Below are 17491 nucleotides of genomic sequence, written 5' to 3'. Positions count from 1 at the left end.
TTCACGCGGTTCACAACGCCTGGGCGCTGATGGAACCGGTCTCAGCCCCTGCCGCACCAGCCCGGGCCCCGGCAACCCCGGCCCAGGAGCCTGCGCAGGCCTCGCTGCAGACCGTGAGCATGGCGGGCCAGGCCCGCCTGCTGGAGATGACCTACCAGCGCCTGCACACCAGCATCATGGTGCTGCCCCTGGTGGCGCTGGCGCTCACGCTGTTCTACCAGCTGCAGCATGACGCGCGCTGGATGTGGGGGTGGTTCGGCTTCTATGTGGTGTTTGCGGCCACCTCCCACCGCTTGCGCCGCGTCTTCCGCCAGGACCAGGGCAGACGGGATGCGGCCGACCTCATGCGCCGCTGGCGCCCGCGCCTGGAGCTTTGCGCGCTGATTCACGGCGCGGGCACCACGGCCCCGGTGGTCATTGCGGCGGGCCATGCGAGCTACGACTTTGCGCTGCTGCTGCTGGTGACCAACGCGGCCATCCTGGCGGGCAATGCCACGCACCAGACGCCGGTGCTGAGCGTGTTCATGCGGTTCTTCATGACCGGATGGAATGCCTCGCTGCTGGTGCAGCCCTGGCTGTTTCCCCAGCACTGGTATTTCATCCTTCCGCTGTCGCTGCTGCACACCTTCACCATGTACCGGCACTCGCACACGGCGCACCGGTTTTTTGTGCACCAGGTCTGGCTGGAAGAACGCGGCCAGCAGCTGTCGGCCCAGTACCGCGAAGCGCGCGACGCCGCCGAGGCCGCCCTGGCCGAGAAGAACCGTTTTCTGAGCACCGCCGCCCACGACCTGCGCCAGCCCGTGCACGCCATGGGCCTGCTCACCGAAGCCATCGCGCTGCGCAACCGCGACACGGCCCTGGCCGCGCCCTTGTCCGACCTGCGGCTGAACCTGCAGTCGGTGCAGCTGATGTTCAACTCGCTGCTCGACCTGTCCAAGATCGAATCCGGCCAGGTGGCGGTGCGGCCCGAGCCCCTGCTGTTGCGCCCGTTTTTCAACGAACTGGAGATCCAGTTCCTGGCCGAGGCCCGCTCGCGTGGGCTGCGTCTGCGGCTGCACATGCCGCCAGCAGGCGCAGCCGTGCAGGCCGATGCCGCGCTGCTGCGCCAGTCGCTGTCCAACCTGGTGCACAACGCGCTGCGCTACACGCCGCAGGGCGGCGTGCTCATCGGGGCGCGGCGGCGGCAGGGCCATTGGCGCATCGAGGTGTGGGACACGGGCCTGGGCGTGGCGCTGGAAGACCGCGCCCGCATCTACCAGCCGTTTTACCGCCCCCAGCACGCCTGGCACATCAACCGCGAGGGCCACGGGCTCGGGCTGGCCGTGGTGGCACGCTGCGTGGACCTGATGGGCGCGCAGCATGGCCTGCAGTCGCGCCTGGGCACGGGCTCCTGCTTCTGGCTGCAGTTGCCCGCAGCCGCCCCGGGGCCCTGCCCGGCCAGCCCCCGCAGCCAGCCCGCCCGGCCGCTGCAAGGCCGCTGCCTGATCCTGGATGACGACCCGCACGTGCTGGGCGCCTGGTCGGCCCTGCTGAGCAGTTGGGGGCTGCAGGTCTGCCTGGCATCCGACGCCCGGCAGGCGTTTGCGCATGTGGATGCGGGACAGGCCATCGATGTGGTGCTGTGCGACCAGAGGCTGCGCTCGGGCGAAAGCGGGTTTGACGTGCTGCTGGCCCTGCTGGCGCGCTGCCCGCAGGCGCGCGGGGCGATGGTGAGCGGCGAGTTCGATGCCCCGGCCTTGCGCCGCGCCGAAGACGAGGGCTACCTGGTGCTGAAAAAGCCCGTAGACGTGGCCGACCTGCAGGCGCTGCTCAGCCGCTGGCTGGCGGCGCCGGTGGATGCGGCTGCCGCCGTGGAGGTGCCTCAGCCATGAGGGTGCTGGCCCTGTGGCGGCAGTGGTTTCCCCGCGCGCTGGACACCGGCGACCTGGCCGAGCGCGGCCAGGTGCGCATGCTGGAGCTGACCCACCAGCGCCTGGCCCAGGGCATTTTTGCGATGCCGCTGCTGGGGGTGCTGTTCACCATGTGGTTCCAGGGGCTGGGCCGCAACCCCCTGGGCATGCTGGCCTGGACGGTGCTGTACACGCTGGCCGCAGCGGCCGTGTGGGTGCAGTCGCGCCAGCTGCGGGCCAGCCGCAGCGGCACGGCCGCCGCCGACGACGCCGCCTGGCTGCGGCGCTGGCGGCCCCGGGTGCGCAACACCAGCCTGGGGCAGGCCCTGGGCCTGGCCTCGCTGGGCGCCATCGTGGTGCTGACGCCCGGCCGCGCCAGCTTCGACTTTGTGCTGTTGCTGCATGTGAGCCTGGCGGTGGTGATTGTGGGCACCGCCACCTTCCAGCTGCCCTCGCTGGGTACATTTCTGCGCTTTTACGGGTTTGGCTGGGGGGTGATCTCGGTGCTGGTGCCGCTGTCGCTGTCGCAATGGCCCAACCTGTTTGGCGACCCGGCCATGCCGGGCGGGCCGCCAGCGTCGCCCTGGCGCTTCATCATCCCCATGTCGCTGTTGCTGATGGCGGCGCTGTACCGGCATGCGGTGGTGGCGCACAACTTCTTTCTGCAGCAGGTGCGGCTGGAGGAGGAAAGCCTGCGCCTGGCGCTGGAGGCGCAGCAGGCCCACGCCGAGGCCGAGCAGGCGCTGCGCGCCAAGAACCTTTTCCTCAGCACCGCCAGCCACGACCTGCGCCAGCCCATCCACGCCATGGGCTTCCAGATCGAGGCGCTGGCGCGGCGCAACCACGACACTGCGCTGCTGCCCGCGCTGGACGACATGCGCCGCAGCCTGCGCTCGGTGAGCCTGATGTTCAACGCGCTGCTGGACCTCTCGCGCATCGAAAGCGGCACCCTGCAGGCGCGCCGCCAGCCCGTGGCGCTGCGGCCGCTGCTGCACGACGTGGCCTTGCTGTTCCGCGCCGAAGCGCGCGACCTGGGCCTGGCGCTGCGCGAGCACCTGCCGCCCGAGGGCGCCACCGTGCTGGCCGACCCGGTGCTGCTGCGCCAATGTGTGATCAACCTGGTGCACAACGCGCTGCGCTACACGCGCCACGGCGGTGTGCTGCTGGCCGCGCGCCGCCGGGGCGGGCGGTGGCGCATTGCCGTGTGGGACACCGGCGTGGGTGTGGCCGAGCAGGACCGCCACCGCATCTACCAGCCCTACGAACGCCTGCAGCGCGGCAGCACGCAGGTGGATGCAGGCCATGGCCTGGGGCTGGCTGTGGTGGCGCGCTGCGCCGAGCTGATGGCGGCCGAACACGGCCTGCGCTCGAGGCTGGGGCGGGGGTCTTGCTTCTGGCTGCAACTGGCCGCCACCGCCGCCGTGTTGCCCCCTGAACACAAGAACACCCCGGCGGGCATGGGCGCGCAGAGCGCCCCCGGTGCGGCTCCGCCGCCTTTGCCCACCCTGCACGGCGCCTGCCTGGTGCTGGACGACGACCCGCAGGTGCAGCAGGCCTGGTGCAACCTGCTGCACAGCTGGGGCCTGAAGGTGCGCCTGGCCGCCAATGCGCAAGAGGCACTGGCGGCTGCGGCCAGCGGCCCGCCCCCCGAGGTGGTGCTGTGCGACCAGCGGCTGCGCACCGGCGAAAGCGGCTTTGACGTGCTGCGCGCGTTGCTGGACCGCCACCCCGGTGCGCGTGGAGCCATGGTGAGCGGCGAGTTCGACGCCCCCGCCTTGCAGGAGGCCGAGGCCGAAGGCTATGTGGTGTTGCGCAAGCCCGTAGACGTGGGCGAACTGCACGCCTTGCTGATGCGCTGGCTGGACTCCGAGGTACCGACGGTCCAGCGCTGAGGCCCGGCCATCCGTACGTCAGTGGGGCTTGGCCGTACGACCGGCATAGTGCGCGGCTGCACGTCGCCCACGGAGCCACAGATTGAAGCAGCAAGACCCTTCCAGCCCCTCTGCCAGCGGCAAGCCGCGCTGGCTGTACCAGGCCCAGGATGCCAACGGCCAGCCCACCGAGGGCTTTGTCCACGCCACCACCGCCGAAGAAGCCCTGCAGGCGGTCCATGCGCTGCAGCCCCCGCTGAGCCAGGTGCGGCTGCACTCGTCGGGTCTGTATGCCCGCGCGATGACCGAGATGACTGACGAGGTGCTGGGCACTCTGGATGTGAAGGCGCTGCGCCAGCTGGCACGCGACCAGATCGAAGCCCAGGAGAACCCGGGCCTGTTTACTGCGCTGCGCCAGCTGCTGCGCAACAACCGCACCTGGCTGCTGGTCTGCGCCGCGCTGCTGGCGCTGGCCGTGTGGCGCGAATGGCGTGCCTGGGTGCAAGGCGCTGTGGTGGTGGCCATGCTGGTGCCCTTTGCCTGGTTTGCCTACATGCAGCGGTTCCAGCGCATGTACCAGCAGGCCCTGCTGGCCCATGCCACGGGCGACCTGCCGCGCCTTCAGGTGCTGGCCGAGCGCCTGGCCGACGCCGCCGAGCGCCACAGTTTCATGCGCGAGCCCGCCTGGGATGCGGCTGTGCGCATGGCCTGGTTCGAGGCGCGCACCGAGGGGGTGGAAGCCGCCATCCTGCGGCTGCGTGTGCACCCGATGCGCCCGCCGGACGACACGGATTTTCTGGCGCGCACCTACACCCTGCCCCTGGCAGCGGGCGACCACGCGGGGTTCGCGGCCCGCCTGCGCGAGCTGATGGCCCTGCGCCCCGCCGAACCCATCCTGCAGTTGGACCTGGCCCTGGGCGAAGCGCGGGCGGGCCACACCGACGAAGCGCAGCGCCTGCTGGACGCCACAAAAACAGAACTGCTGCCGCCCCACGGCCAGGCCTTCATCGACTGGGTGCGGGGCCTGATTGCGCTGCGCGACCCGGCGCTGGCGAGCGAAGCGGCCCGCCACCTGGGCCAGGCCTGCGCGCAGTTCCTCGCGCTGGTGCCCAAGGCCCCGGGCGCCTGGCCGTCACTGGCGGTGTGCACCTGTGACTACGCCCTGGCCCTGGCCTGGAGCGGCCGCCCCGAGGCCGCACGCGAGGCGTTTGCGGGCGTCTACCCCGTGTCGCGCCACCATGCCGAGCCCGAGCGGCTGGCCATGCTGGAGCGCGAACTGCGCATGCGGGGCTAAGGCTCAGGACGCTTTCACAGTCTCAGGCCAGCGCGCGCTGGATGATGATTTTCTGCACGTCGCTCGTGCCTTCGTAAATCTGGCACACGCGCACGTCGCGGTAGATGCGCTCCACCGGGAAATCGTTCACCACGCCGTAGCCGCCCAGCGTCTGGATGGCGGCGCTGCACACGCGCTCGGCCATCTCGCTGGCAAACAGTTTGGCCATGGCGGCTTCCTTCAGGCAGGGCTTGCCCGCATCGCGCAGCGCTGCGGCATGCCAGATGAGCTGGCGTGCGGCCTCGATCTGCGTGGCACAGTCGGCCAGCCTGAAACCCACGGCCTGGTGGTTGAAGATGGCGGTGCCGAAGCTCTCACGCTCCTTCGAATACGCGAGCGCCGCGTCGAACGCGCTGCGCGCCATGCCCACGCTTTGCGCTGCGATGCCGATGCGCCCGCCTTCGAGCGCGCCCAGCGCGATCTTGTAGCCCTCGCCCTCGGCGCCGATCAGGTTCTCGGCCGGGATGCGGCAGTTGTCGAAATTGATTTGCGCGGTGTCGCTGCTGTGCTGGCCCAGCTTGTCTTCGAGCCGTGCGACCACGTAGCCGGGGTTGTTGGTGGGCACCAGGAAGGCGCTCATGCCCTTCTTGCCCGCGCCCTTGTCGGTGACGGCGATCACGATGGCTACCTGGCCGTTCTTGCCGCTGGTGATGAACTGCTTGACGCCGTTGATCACGTATTCATCGCCCTGCTTCACCGCCGTGGTGCGCAGGGCCGAGGCGTCCGAGCCCACATGCGGCTCGGTCAGGCAGAACGCGCCCAGCATCTCGCCACGCGCCAGCGGCGTGAGCCAGTCGCGCTTTTGCTGCGCGTTGCCGTAGCGCATGAGGATGGCGTTGACGGGGCAGTTGGTCACGCTGATGGCGGTGCTGGTGCCGCCGTCACCGGCGGCGATTTCTTCAAGCACCAGCGCGAGCGTGAGGTAATCGAGATTGGCGCCGCCAAACTCTTCGGGCACGCAGATGCCGTAGGCGCCCAGCGCGGCCAGCCCCTGGTGGGCGTCCTTGGGAAAGTGGTGTTCCTTGTCCCAACGCGCAGCATGGGGCCACAGCTCGGTCTGCGCAAAGTCGCGCACGGCGTCGCGGATCATTTCCTGGTCTTGGGTCAGCAGCATGAGGTGTCTCCGAAAGTCGTTGTTCGTTGAAAAGAATTACCAGTGCGCGGCGCGGCGGCCGTCGTGGTGCAGCAGGCGGCCCTTGTCGGCCGGGGTCAGGCCCGCCACCGTGCTGCGCAGGCCGTGCACGCTGTCCTCCACCGTGAGCGGGGCGCTGTCGCCGCCCATGTCGGTCTGCACCCAGCCGGGGTCGATGGTGACCAGCGTGGCGCCGGGGTAGTCGTGCTGGGCCGCAGCCACAGCCATGTTGAGCGCGGCCTTGCTGGTGCGGTACAGCCAGGACCCGCTGTTCGGCACGCTACCGATCTGCGACATGGAGGACGAGATGAACGCAAACACCCCGCCCGCATCCGCCACCAGCGGCGCCACCTGAGGGATGGCCTGCATCGCGCCCAGCACGTTGGTGTGCATGACGGCGTCAAAGTCCTGCTGCGTGGGCGGCGTGAGGGCGTTCGGGCGGCGGATCACGCCGGCCACGTACCAGGCGATGTCGATCTTCTCGCCATCGAGCTGCCAGGCCAGGCCGCTGATGCTGGCGGGCTGGGCCACGTCCACCGTCAGCGCCTCGGCGCCCAGTGCCAGCACGCGCTCGCGGCCCGCGTCGTCGCGCACGGTGGCAATCACGCGGCGGCCCGCCTCGGCGTACTGGCGCACCAGCTCCAGGCCAATGCCCCGCGAGGCGCCGATGACGAGTATGGAGTTCATTTTTTGAACAAAATAGGCCTCTTCCGCGCGTCCAGCATACGAAATAAGCTATCAAAACATGAGCAAACCTGCTCTGTGCAGATTCGCTCCCCACGGCACCCGGCGGGGCCGGGTGCTGGCATCACACCAGTTCCAGCGCCACGGCCGTGGCCTCGCCGCCGCCGATGCACAGCGTGGCCAGGCCCTTGGTCAGGCCACGGGCCTTGAGCGCATGGATCAGCGTGACCATGATGCGCGCGCCGCTGGCGCCAATCGGGTGGCCCAGCGCGCAGGCGCCCCCGTTCACGTTGACCTTGTCGTGGGGCAAGTCCAGTTCCTTCATCAGCGCCATGGGCACCACGGCGAAGGCTTCATTGATCTCCCACAGCTGCACATCGCCCACCTGCCACCCAGCCTTGGCCAGCGCCTTCTGCGTGGCGCCCAGGGGGGCTGTGGCAAACCACTCGGGCTCTTGCGCGTGGGTGGCATGGCTCACGATGCGGGCCAGGGGCTTGGCGCCCAGCTTCTTGGCGGTGGACTCGCGCATCATCACGAGCGCGGCGGCGCCGTCGTTGATGCTGGAGCTGGAGGCGGCGGTGATGGTGCCGTCCTTCTTGAATGCGGGCTTCAAGGTGGCGATCTTTTCGAGCTTGACCTTGCCGGGGCCTTCGTCCACCGACACCACGGTCTCGCCCGCACGGGTCTTGACGGTGACGGGCACGATCTCGGCAGCGAACGCGCCGGACTCGGTGGCGGCCTTGGCGCGCTGCACGCTGGCGGTGGCAAACGCGTCCTGCTGTTCGCGCGTGAAGCTGTATTTGGCGGCGCAGTCTTCACCGAAGGTGCCCATGCTGCGGCCCGCTTCGTACGCGTCTTCCAGGCCGTCGAGCATCATGTGGTCGAAGATACGGTCATGGCCCAGGCGGTAGCCGCCACGGCCCTTTTGCAGCAGGTAGGGGGCGTTGGTCATGCTCTCCATGCCACCCGCCACCATCACGTCGTGCGAGCCGGCCAGCAGCATGTCGTGCGCCATCATCGCGGCCTTCATGCCTGAGCCGCACATCTTGCTGAGCGTGACCGCGCCCGCGCCCTTGGGCAGGCCGCCCTTGAACGCCGCCTGGCGCGCAGGTGCCTGGCCCTGGCCGGCCATCAGGCAGTTGCCGAACAGCACTTCGCCCACGGCATCGGGCGAGACACCAGCGCGCTCGATGGCGGCCTTGATGGCGGCGCCGCCCAGGTCGTGCGCGGCCAGGCTGGAGAAGTCGCCCTGCAGCGAGCCCATGGGGGTGCGTGCAGCGCCGACGATGACGATGGGGTCTTGGATGGTCGTGGACATGGTGAAGGTCTCCTGGGAAAGGGGCTGAGAAAAAGGGGGGACAAAAAACTGGCTGGCGTCAGCGGGCCGCAGCACCCTGCGCAAAGCGGCGCTCGGTGTCGTAAGGGAACACATCGAACATGTGGCCGGCCTGGATGCGCTCCTTGTGCGACTGCCAGAACGCGGCGTCGAGCAAATCGGCATGGTGCTGCATGAACACCTCGCGCACGGCGTCGTTGCCCAGCAGGAAGGGGCCGAAGGTTTCGGGAAACACGTCGCGCGGGCCCACGCTATACCAGACCTCGCCGCTCATCTCTTCCTCTTCGTTGCGCGGCGTGGGCACGCGGCGGAAGTTGCAGTCGGTGAGGTACTCGATCTCGTCGTAGTCGTAGAACACGACCTTGCCGTTGCGCGTGATGCCGAAGTTCTTCCAGAGCATGTCGCCGGGGAAGATGTTGGCGGCCACAAGGTCCTTGATGGCGTTGCCGTATTCGATGACGCTGTGCTCCATCTGCTGGCGCGCGCGCGGGTCGGCCAGGCCGGTGTCGAAGGCTTCCTGCAGGTAGATGTTGAGCGGAATCATGCGCCGCTCGATGTACAGGTGCTTGATGATCACCTCGGTCTGGCCGTCGCCATCGCGGTCGCTGATTTCAAGCTGGCTGGGCGCGAACTTCTCGATCTCGGCGATCAGCGCGTCATCGAAGCGGTCGCGCGGAAAGGCCACCTCGCTGTACTCCAGCGTGTCGGCCATGCGGCCCACGCGGTCGTGCTGCTTGACCAGCAGGTACTTGGCCTTGATCTGCTCGCGCGTGGTTTCCTTCTGATGCGGAAAGTAGTCCTTGATGAGCTTGAACACAAACGGGAAGCTCGGCAGGTCGAACACCAGCATCACCATGCCTTTGATGCCCGGCGCAATTCGGAACTGGTCGCTGGAGTGCTTCAGGTGGTACAGAAAGTCGCGGTAGAACAGCGTCTTGCCCTGCTTGGCCAGGCCCAAGGCGTTGTAGATCTCGGCACGCGGCTTGCGCGGCATGAGGCTGCGCAAGAACTGCACGTAGGCGCTGGGCACCTCCATGTCCACCATGAAGTACGCACGCGCAAAGCTGAACAGCATCTGCATGTCGTCTTCGCCAAACAGCGCGGCGTCAATGTACAAGCGGCCAGCATCGTCGTGCAGGATGGGCAGCGCAAACGGCACCTCATTGAAGCCGTTGATGATCTTGCCCACCACGTAGGCGCCCTTGTTGCGAAAGAACAGGCTGGTGAGCACCTGCACCTGGAAGTTGGTGCGCAGCTTGACCTTGTCCAGGCGGCTGCGCATCGCGGCCACCACACAGGCGGTGTCGCGCGGCAGGTCGGCAAACTCGCGCTGGAGCTGGAAGTTCTCGATGATGGTCTGGAACGCGTCGCCCAGCGTGTCGCGCGTGGGGTAGTAGGCCCGGTAGGTGGGCCGCGCGGCGGGCTCGTCGTTCTCGATGTATTCAGTGCTGACCGCAGGCCGCACAAAGATGAAGTCGTTGTGGAAATGCGTGCGGTGCAGGATCTTGGTGGTGACCGAGTTGAAGAAGGTCTCGGCCAGCTCAGGCTGGTGGTGGTTCACCAGCAGCCCGATGTAGTGCAGCTTGATCTGGTGCCATACGTCCATGGGCTGTGCACCCGCGCTGAATTCCTTCTCCAGCCGGCGCACGCATTCCTTCACCCGCAGGTCGTAGAACTCGATGCGCTCCCGCTGCGCCCGCTGCTGGCCGTGCCAGTCGGCGGTTTCAAACCGGTGCTTGGCCCGCGCAGACTCGGTGCGGAACAGCCGGTAGTGGCGGTTGAAGCCATCCATCATGGCCTTGGCAATGCCGTAGGCCTGGGGGGCATCGAGGCGCTGCGGGAACATGGCGGGGTCTGGGCCGTCGCGCTGAGCAGGCTTGGGGGCGCCGCTTACTGCCGCTTGGCGGCAGCCACGCCAGCGATGGCCGCCTTGTAGAGCGACTCCAGGCCTTCGGTGCTGTCCACCGACATGTGCAGGTTGTTGATGAGCCCGTCTTTCAGGCCATAGCACCAGCCATGCAGCGTGACCTTCTGGCCCCGGCCCCAGGCGTCGAGCATCACGGTGCTTTGCGCCACGTTCACCACCTGCTCGATGGCGTTCAGCTCGCACAGCACGTCGTGGCGCCACTGGGGTTCAATGGATGCGATCAGGTCGCGGTGGCGGTCGCGCACGTCGGACACATGGCGGATCCAGTTGTCGGCCAGGCCGACACGCATGCCCTCCAGCGCGGCCAGCACGCCGCCGCAGCCGTAGTGGCCCACGACCATGAGGTGCTCCACGTGCAACTGGTCCACCGCGTACTGGATGGTGGACAGGCAGTTGAGGTCGGTGGGCACGACCACGTTGGCCACGTTGCGGTGCACGAACACCTCGCCCGGCTCCAGGCCCGTGATCTGGTTGGCGGGCACGCGGCTGTCGGAGCAGCCGATCCACATGTACTTGGGCTTTTGCTGCGCCAGCAGGCCGGTGAAAAAGCCAGGGCGCTCGCGTTCCATCTGGGCCGCCCAGGCGCGGTTGTGGACAAACAGGTCTTCGATGGAGGTGGGCATGGTGGGTCTGGCTCTTTCAAACAGTGGATCGGCCTGCGGCAAAGGTCCGCAGGTCAGCAGGTTTCGGCAAACAGCTCGCGCCCGATCAGCATGCGGCGGATCTCGCTGGTGCCCGCACCAATCTCGTACAGCTTGGCATCGCGCCAGAGGCGGCCCAGGGGGTACTCGTTGATGTAGCCGTTGCCACCATAGATCTGCACGCCTTCGCCCGCCATCCAGGTGGCTTTTTCGGCACACCAGAGGATGACGCTGGCGCAGTCTTTGCGAACCTGGCGCACATGGTCGGTCCCGAGCATGTCGAGGTTCTTGGCCACGGTGTAGGCAAACGAGCGCCCCGCCTGGAGCACGGTGTACATGTCGGCCACCTTGCCCTGGATGAGCTGGAATTCGCCAATGCTCTGGCCGAACTGCTTGCGGTCGTGAATGTAAGGGATCACGTTGTCCATCACCGACTGCATGATGCCCAGAGGGCCGCCGGTCAGCACCGCGCGCTCATAGTCCAGGCCACTCATCAGCACCTTGGCGCCCTGGTTCAGGCCGCCCAGCACGTTCTCGGCAGGCACTTCCACATCCTGGAACACCAGCTCGCCGGTGTGGCTGCCGCGCATGCCGAGCTTGTCGAGCTTTTGGGCAATGGAGAAGCCCTTCATGCCCTTCTCGATCAGGAAGGCCGTGACGCCGCGCGCGCCGAGTTCAGGTTCGGTCTTGGCATAAACCACCAGGGTGTCGGCGTCCGGGCCGTTGGTGATCCACATCTTGCTGCCGTTGAGCAGGTAATAACCGCCCTTGTCCTCGGCCTTGAGCTTCATGCTGATCACATCGGAGCCCGCGCCGGGTTCGCTCATCGCCAGCGCGCCCACGTGCTCGCCGCTGATCAGCTTGGACAGGTACTTGGCCTTTTGTGCCTCGTTGCCGTTGCGGTTGATCTGGTTCACGCACAGGTTGCTGTGCGCGCCGTAAGACAGGCCCACCGAGGCGCTGGCGCGGGAGATTTCTTCCATCGCCACCATGTGGGCCAGGTAGCCCATGGCAGCGCCGCCGTACTGCTCGGGCACCGTGATGCCGAGCACGCCCAGGTCGCCCATCTTGCGCCAGAGGTCCATGGGGAACTGGTCGCTCTTGTCGATATCTGCCGCGCGCGGCGCGATTTCGGCCTGGGCAAAGTCGCGCACGGCGTCGCGCAGGGCATCAATGTCTTCGCCCAGCTGGAAGTTGAGGCCGGGCAGGTTGGCGGGAATGCTCATGGAATGTCTCCTCGGAATGGATAGGGGAAATGCTGCGCTCAGCCCTGGATCGCGTCGCGCCCGGTAACCGCCATGAGGGTGCACCCCATGGTGGCCACCAGCTTTTCTTGGTTGCCGTCGATGGCGAAGGTCCGGCCTTCGCACACGGTGATGGTGCGGCCGGGCTTGACGACCCGGCCTTCCATGCGAAACCACTCGCCCTTGGCAGGGGCCAGCAGGTTGATCTTGAATTCGATGGTGAGAACGGCGGCGTCCTCCGCCATCAGGGTAAAGCCCGCGTAGCCGCAGGCGGAGTCCAGCGCGGTGGCGACCATGCCTGCATGCAGGAAGCCATGCTGCTGGGTCAGCCCGGGGGCCCAGGGAAGCTCAATGTCCACCGCCCCAGGCTCCAGCAGACCTAGACGGCCACCCAGAGTCGCCATCGCCCCTTGGCGCGCAAAGCTGCCCTTCACACGGTCTGCGTAGTGGGCACAGCGGGGCTCGAAAGGGGTCGTTGTCACGCCGGTCTCCTGATTTACGTTTACGTAAACGTCAATTATGAATCATTTTTGCGTTTCCACCTTGTGCAGCAGCGCGCGCGCCTCTTCCTCGTGCTCCTGGACCTCTTCGAGGTTGGCCCGCAGGTCGGCCATCTGCTCCTCCAGTTGCTTGCGGTGCAGCACCAGTACATCGAGGAATTTGCGCAGCTGCACGCCGGTATCACGCGGGCTGTCATAGAGATCAATGATCTCCTTGGCCTCGGTGAGGGACAGTCCCAAGCGCTTGGCACGCAGGGTAAGTCGCAAGCGGGTGCGGTCCCGGGCGCTGTAGACCCGGTTGCGGCCTGCGGCCCCCGTGCGCTCAGGCTGCAACAGGCCCATGTCTTCGTAGAAGCGGATGGCCCGGGTGGTGAGGTCAAACTCTTTGGCGAGGTCGCTGATGGTGTAGGTATTGGCCATGGTGTGGGCTGCGTGCATCCGTTGCGGTTTCGCGCAGGAGACAGCCTCTGGGCCATCGGTCCCTACAATGCTCCGGATGCATGACGTTTACGTTAACGTCAATGCTAACCCATACCACTGATGCCATGAATCCACTTGAACACCAGATCCACTACCCGTTGGGGGATGTTCTTCCGCCTGAAGGTGGCACCATCACCGTCGCGCCCGGCGTCAAGTGGATTCGCATGGGCCTGCCGTTCGCACTTGACCATATCAACCTGTGGCTGCTGCGGGATCGGCAGCCCGATGTGCACGGCACCCTCGTGGAGGGCTGGACCGTGGTGGATTGCTGCATTGACAGTCCGAGCACGCGCGCGCAGTGGGAGCAGGTGTTTGCCAGCAGCCTGGAGGGCCTGCCCATCTTGCGGGTGATCGTCACCCACATGCATCCAGACCACATCGGCTTGGCGCATTGGCTGTGCGAACGCTGGAATGTGAACCTGTGGATCAGCGCCACCGACTACCAAGTAGCCAGAGTCGCCGTGTACGACCGCAATGGCTTTGGCGGTGAGGCCGGCGCCGATTTCTATACCCTGCATGGCATGCAGGATGGGGAATTCCTCCAGCATGTGCGGGGGCGGGCTTCGTACTTTCCAACGCTCGTCCCCGCGCTACCACCCCGATTCCGCCGGCTCATGGATGGGGACCTACTGGAGATCGGCGGGCGTGTTTGGCAGTGCATCAGCGGTTATGGTCACGCCCCCGAACACATCGCGCTGTACTGCGGGGAGCTGTCGGCCCTCATCAGCGGCGACATGGTGTTGCCCCGGATCTCCACCAACGTGCGCGTTCATGCATCGGAGCCAGAATCCAACCCCTTGCGGCTGTTTTTGACCTCTTTGCTGCGCTACCTGGTCCTGCCAGAGGAAACGCTGGCGCTCCCCTCCCACGGCAAGCCCTTCCAAGGCCTGCACGAACGCATCCACCAGCTACAAAGTCACCATCAGGATCGGCTCAATGAGATCCTTGTGGCAGCCGAGGAGCGTTCGTTGTCCGCATTCGACGTGCTGCCCATCATGTTCAAGCGCAAGCTGGATGCCCACCAGATGACCTTTGCCATGGGCGAGGCATTGGCCCACTTGCATTGGTTGTGGTTTGAGGGGCGACTGCAGCGGATTTGGGACGCCAACGGGGTTCATCGGTTCCAGCTCGCGCAGGGCTCGACAAAGGGAAGCCGAGAGGGTGCGGTTCAGATCGCGGGATAGTTTTCGCTGCGGTCCGGCAGCACATGGATCGTGATGAGGTTCTGACTGATTCAGTACCCCGCTGCGCCTGATAGGCCGTAGGTGCTATCAAGATCAATGCAGCCAGTTTGTTGTTATGCGCCTTCAAAAAGCAAAAAACCCCAGTCCTTTGGAGACTGGGGTTTTCTGGGCTGTAAGAGCCTGACGATGACCTACTTTCACACGGGAACCCGCACTATCATCGGCGCAAAGTCGTTTCACTGTCCTGTTCGGGATGGGAAGGAGTGGTACCAACTTGCTATGGTCATCAGGCATAACTTGGTGGCTGTAAGAGCCTGACGATGACCTACTTTCACACGGGAACCCGCACTATCATCGGCGCAAAGTCGTTTCACTGTCCTGTTCGGGATGGGAAGGAGTGGTACCAACTTGCTATGGTCATCAGGCATAACTTGGTGTTGGCCTGCTCTGTGAGCARGCTAACGAATTCATAGAGTTTGGAATCAGATTTTATGTGTTTTGACTGCGTCTAACTTGGCATAACAATCTTCGAAGCGTCCGGGTGCTGCGGTTGCAGTCACGGGGATTGGCTATCAAAGTTATAGGGTCAAGCCGCACGAGCAATTAGTATCAGTTAGCTTAACGCATTACTGCGCTTCCACACCTGACCTATCAACGTCCTGGTCTTGAACGACTCTTTAGGGGGCTCAAGGCCCCGGCAGATCTCATCTTGAAACGAGTTTCCCGCTTAGATGCTTTCAGCGGTTATCTCTTCCACACTTAGCTACTCGGCAATGCCACTGGCGTGACAACCGATACACCAGAGGTGTGTCCACTCCGGTCCTCTCGTACTAGGAGCAGGCTTCCTCAAATCTGCAGCGCCCACGGAAGATAGGGACCAAACTGTCTCACGACGTTTTAAACCCAGCTCACGTACCTCTTTAAATGGCGAACAGCCATACCCTTGGGACCGGCTACAGCCCCAGGATGAGATGAGCCGACATCGAGGTGCCAAACACCGCCGTCGATATGAACTCTTGGGCGGTATCAGCCTGTTATCCCCAGAGTACCTTTTATCCGTTGAGCGATGGCCCTTCCATACAGAACCACCGGATCACTATGTCCTGCTTTCGCATCTGCTCGACTTGTCAGTCTCGCAGTTAAGCACGCTTATGCCATTGCACTATCGTCACGATGTCCGACCGTAACTAGCGTACCTTCGAACTCCTCCGTTACGCTTTGGGAGGAGACCGCCCCAGTCAAACTGCCTACCATGCACTGTCCCCGATCCAGATAATGGACCTAGGTTAGAACCTCAAACACACCAGGGTGGTATTTCAACGTTGGCTCCATGACATCTAGCGACATCACTTCAAAGCCTCCCACCTATCCTACACAGATCTGTTCAAAGTCCAATACAAAGCTACAGTAAAGGTTCATGGGGTCTTTCCGTCTTTCCGCGGGGAGATTGCATCATCACAAACATTTCAACTTCGCTGAGTCTCAGGAGGAGACAGTGTGGCCATCGTTACGCCATTCGTGCAGGTCGGAACTTACCCGACAAGGAATTTCGCTACCTTAGGACCGTTATAGTTACGGCCGCCGTTTACTGGGACTTCAATCAAGAGCTTGCACCCCATCATTTAATCTTCCAGCACCGGGCAGGCGTCACACCCTATACGTCCACTTTCGTGTTTGCAGAGTGCTGTGTTTTTATTAAACAGTCGCAGCCACCGATTTTTTGCAACCCCGTTGGGCTCCCTCTGTACGAGTTCACCTACTTGGGGCATACCTTCTCCCGAAGTTACGGTATCAATTTGCCGAGTTCCTTCTCCTGAGTTCTCTCAAGCGCCTTAGAATACTCATCTCGCGCACCAGTGTCGGTTTGCGGTACGGTCGTCAATAGCTGAAGCTTAGTGGCTTTTCCTGGAAGCAGGGTATCACTCACTTCGTCTGCAAGCAGACTCGTTATCACCCCTCATCTAAGCCCGGCGGATTTGCCTACCAGGCACGACTACAGGCTTGAACCAACATATCCAACAGTTGGCTGAGCTAACCTTCTCCGTCCCCACATCGCACTATTGATCGGTACAGGAATATTGACCTGTTTCCCATCAGCTACGCATCTCTGCCTCGCCTTAGGGGCCGACTCACTCTACGCCGATGAACGTTGCGTAGAAAACCTTGCGCTTACGGCGAGGGGGCTTTTCACCCCCTTTAACGCTACTCATGTCAGCATTCGCACTTCTGATACCTCCAGCATCCGTTACCAGACACCTTCACAGGCCTACAGAACGCTCTCCTACCACTTGCAATAAATTGCAAATCCGCAGCTTCGGTAACTGGCTTAGCCCCGTTACATCTTCCGCGCAGGACGACTCGATCAGTGAGCTATTACGCTTTCTTTAAATGATGGCTGCTTCTAAGCCAACATCCTGACTGTTTTAGCCTTCCCACTTCGTTTCCCACTTAGCCAATTTTAGGGACCTTAGCTGGCGGTCTGGGTTGTTTCCCTCTTGAGTCCGGACGTTAGCACCCGGTGCTCTGTCTCCCAAGCTGTACTCTGCGGTATTCGGAGTTTGCATAGGTTTGGTAAGTCGCCATGACCCCCTAGCCTAAACAGTGCTCTACCCCCGCAGGTAATACTTGAGGCACTACCTAAATAGTTTTCGGAGAGAACCAGCTATTTCCAAGTTTGTTTAGCCTTTCACCCCTATCCACAGCTCATCCCCTAGTTTTGCAACACTAGTGGGTTCGGACCTCCAGTACCTGTTACGGCACCTTCATCCTGGCCATGGATAGATCACTTGGTTTCGGGTCTACACCCAGCGACTGATTCGCCCTATTCGGACTCGATTTCTCTACGGCTTCCCTATTCGGTTAACCTTGCCACTGAATGTAAGTCGCTGACCCATTATACAAAAGGTACGCAGTCACCCTTGCGGGCTCCTACTTTTTGTAAGCATGCGGTTTCAGGATCTATTTCACTCCCCTCCCGGGGTTCTTTTCGCCTTTCCCTCACGGTACTGGTTCACTATCGGTCGATTACGAGTATTTAGCCTTGGAGGATGGTCCCCCCATATTCAGACAGGATTTCTCGTGTCCCGCCCTACTTTTCTCTAACTTAGTACCACACGTCTGTTTTCGCATACAGGGCTATCACCTGCTATGGCCGGACTTTCCATTCCGTTTTGCTAACAGTCGTGCTATCACTAGAAGGCTCTTCCGATTTCGCTCGCCACTACTTTCGGAATCTCGGTTGATGTCTTTTCCTCGAGCTACTGAGAT

At 63.9% G+C, this 17491-nt stretch carries 12 protein-coding genes and 3 rRNA genes (1 of these 15 only partly in view); 4 read left to right on the top strand and 11 right to left on the bottom strand.

Translation table 11 applies throughout. The annotated features are described in order from the left end of the window. Window positions 1-29: 29 nt before the first annotated feature. From A1D30_RS16995 to A1D30_RS16985, 3 genes are all read left to right on the top strand, one after another. Complete coding sequence (locus A1D30_RS16995; protein ID WP_082836501.1) at window positions 30-1874, top strand: hybrid sensor histidine kinase/response regulator; 1845 nt, start codon at window positions 30-32, stop codon at window positions 1872-1874. Then, complete coding sequence (locus A1D30_RS16990) at window positions 1871-3784, top strand: hybrid sensor histidine kinase/response regulator (RefSeq protein ID WP_063461910.1); 1914 nt, start codon at window positions 1871-1873, stop codon at window positions 3782-3784. The genes A1D30_RS16995 and A1D30_RS16990 overlap by 4 nt, the downstream gene beginning before the upstream one ends. Before the next feature lie 82 nt (window positions 3785-3866). Next, complete coding sequence (locus A1D30_RS16985; RefSeq protein ID WP_063461909.1) at window positions 3867-5057, top strand: hypothetical protein; 1191 nt, start codon at window positions 3867-3869, stop codon at window positions 5055-5057. Window positions 5058-5079: 22 nt separating this feature from the next. Here the strand turns inward: A1D30_RS16985 and A1D30_RS16980 are convergent, their stop codons facing one another. The 8 genes from A1D30_RS16980 to A1D30_RS16945 form a co-directional block, all read right to left on the bottom strand. After that, entirely contained in the window at window positions 5080-6210 is a 1131-nt protein-coding gene (locus A1D30_RS16980; protein ID WP_063461908.1) for an acyl-CoA dehydrogenase family protein, read from the bottom strand. Window positions 6211-6246: 36 nt separating this feature from the next. Continuing rightward, window positions 6247-6915 carry an SDR family oxidoreductase gene (locus A1D30_RS16975; protein WP_063461907.1) on the bottom strand — a complete coding sequence of 223 codons (669 nt, stop codon included), beginning with the start codon at window positions 6913-6915 and terminating at the stop codon, window positions 6247-6249. Between the two features lie 121 nt (window positions 6916-7036). Next, window positions 7037-8230, bottom strand: a complete 1194-nt coding sequence (locus A1D30_RS16970; RefSeq protein WP_063461991.1) for an acetyl-CoA C-acyltransferase — start codon at window positions 8228-8230, stop codon at window positions 7037-7039. Between the two features lie 58 nt (window positions 8231-8288). Further along, window positions 8289-10094: a bifunctional isocitrate dehydrogenase kinase/phosphatase gene (aceK, locus tag A1D30_RS16965; protein ID WP_063461906.1), complete on the bottom strand. Its 1806-nt coding sequence runs from the start codon at window positions 10092-10094 to the stop codon at window positions 8289-8291. A gap of 44 nt (window positions 10095-10138) precedes the next feature. After that, window positions 10139-10798: a carbonate dehydratase gene (can, locus tag A1D30_RS16960; RefSeq protein WP_063461905.1), complete on the bottom strand. Its 660-nt coding sequence runs from the start codon at window positions 10796-10798 to the stop codon at window positions 10139-10141. A 53-nt stretch (window positions 10799-10851) separates the two neighbouring features. Next, complete coding sequence (locus A1D30_RS16955; RefSeq protein ID WP_063461904.1) at window positions 10852-12042, bottom strand: isovaleryl-CoA dehydrogenase; 1191 nt, start codon at window positions 12040-12042, stop codon at window positions 10852-10854. Window positions 12043-12080: 38 nt separating this feature from the next. Further along, window positions 12081-12464 (bottom strand): PaaI family thioesterase, encoded by a 384-nt coding sequence (locus A1D30_RS16950; protein ID WP_199866005.1) that lies wholly within the window; start codon window positions 12462-12464, stop codon window positions 12081-12083. Window positions 12465-12584: 120 nt separating this feature from the next. Continuing rightward, window positions 12585-12980 carry a MerR family DNA-binding transcriptional regulator gene (locus A1D30_RS16945; RefSeq protein WP_063461990.1) on the bottom strand — a complete coding sequence of 132 codons (396 nt, stop codon included), beginning with the start codon at window positions 12978-12980 and terminating at the stop codon, window positions 12585-12587. 125 nt (window positions 12981-13105) lie between these two features. On the opposite strand from A1D30_RS16945, the gene A1D30_RS16940 reads away from it, so the two are divergent. Beyond that, window positions 13106-14224, top strand: coding sequence for an MBL fold metallo-hydrolase (locus tag A1D30_RS16940; protein WP_063461989.1), 1119 nt, complete (start codon window positions 13106-13108; stop codon window positions 14222-14224). Window positions 14225-14402: 178 nt separating this feature from the next. On the opposite strand, the gene rrf (A1D30_RS16935) is transcribed toward A1D30_RS16940, so the two are convergent. From rrf (A1D30_RS16935) to A1D30_RS16925, 3 genes are all read right to left on the bottom strand, one after another. Beyond that, window positions 14403-14515: ribosomal RNA gene (gene rrf / locus A1D30_RS16935) — 5S ribosomal RNA — on the bottom strand. A gap of 21 nt (window positions 14516-14536) precedes the next feature. Next, window positions 14537-14649 (bottom strand): 5S ribosomal RNA (gene rrf / locus A1D30_RS16930). A gap of 157 nt (window positions 14650-14806) precedes the next feature. Then, a 23S ribosomal RNA gene (locus A1D30_RS16925) occupies window positions 14807-17491 on the bottom strand (it continues 194 nt past the right edge of the window).

It is taken from the genome of Acidovorax sp. GW101-3H11 (assembly GCF_001633105.1).
Lineage (GTDB): Bacteria > Pseudomonadota > Gammaproteobacteria > Burkholderiales > Burkholderiaceae_C > Acidovorax.
Note: the sequence above shows the minus strand (reverse complement) of the source record. Positions and strands in the feature narration are given on the sequence as shown.

What these genes read in the sequence shown, in the direction of transcription:
- A1D30_RS16955 (WP_063461904.1), bottom strand. Translation starts at nt 12,042, where the DNA reads ATGAGCATTCCCGCCAACCTGCCCGGCCTCAACTTCCAGCTGGGCGAA.
- can (WP_063461905.1), bottom strand. Translation starts at nt 10,798, where the DNA reads ATGCCCACCTCCATCGAAGACCTGTTTGTCCACAACCGCGCCTGGGCG.
- A1D30_RS16980 (WP_063461908.1), bottom strand. Translation starts at nt 6,210, where the DNA reads ATGCTGCTGACCCAAGACCAGGAAATGATCCGCGACGCCGTGCGCGAC.
- A1D30_RS16940 (WP_063461989.1), top strand. Translation starts at nt 13,106, where the DNA reads ATGAATCCACTTGAACACCAGATCCACTACCCGTTGGGGGATGTTCTT.
- aceK (WP_063461906.1), bottom strand. Translation starts at nt 10,094, where the DNA reads ATGTTCCCGCAGCGCCTCGATGCCCCCCAGGCCTACGGCATTGCCAAG.
- A1D30_RS16945 (WP_063461990.1), bottom strand. Translation starts at nt 12,980, where the DNA reads ATGGCCAATACCTACACCATCAGCGACCTCGCCAAAGAGTTTGACCTC.
- A1D30_RS16970 (WP_063461991.1), bottom strand. Translation starts at nt 8,230, where the DNA reads ATGTCCACGACCATCCAAGACCCCATCGTCATCGTCGGCGCTGCACGC.
- A1D30_RS16950 (WP_199866005.1), bottom strand. Translation starts at nt 12,464, where the DNA reads ATGGCGACTCTGGGTGGCCGTCTAGGTCTGCTGGAGCCTGGGGCGGTG.
- A1D30_RS16975 (WP_063461907.1), bottom strand. Translation starts at nt 6,915, where the DNA reads ATGAACTCCATACTCGTCATCGGCGCCTCGCGGGGCATTGGCCTGGAG.
- A1D30_RS16995 (WP_082836501.1), top strand. Translation starts at nt 30, where the DNA reads ATGGAACCGGTCTCAGCCCCTGCCGCACCAGCCCGGGCCCCGGCAACC.
- A1D30_RS16990 (WP_063461910.1), top strand. Translation starts at nt 1,871, where the DNA reads ATGAGGGTGCTGGCCCTGTGGCGGCAGTGGTTTCCCCGCGCGCTGGAC.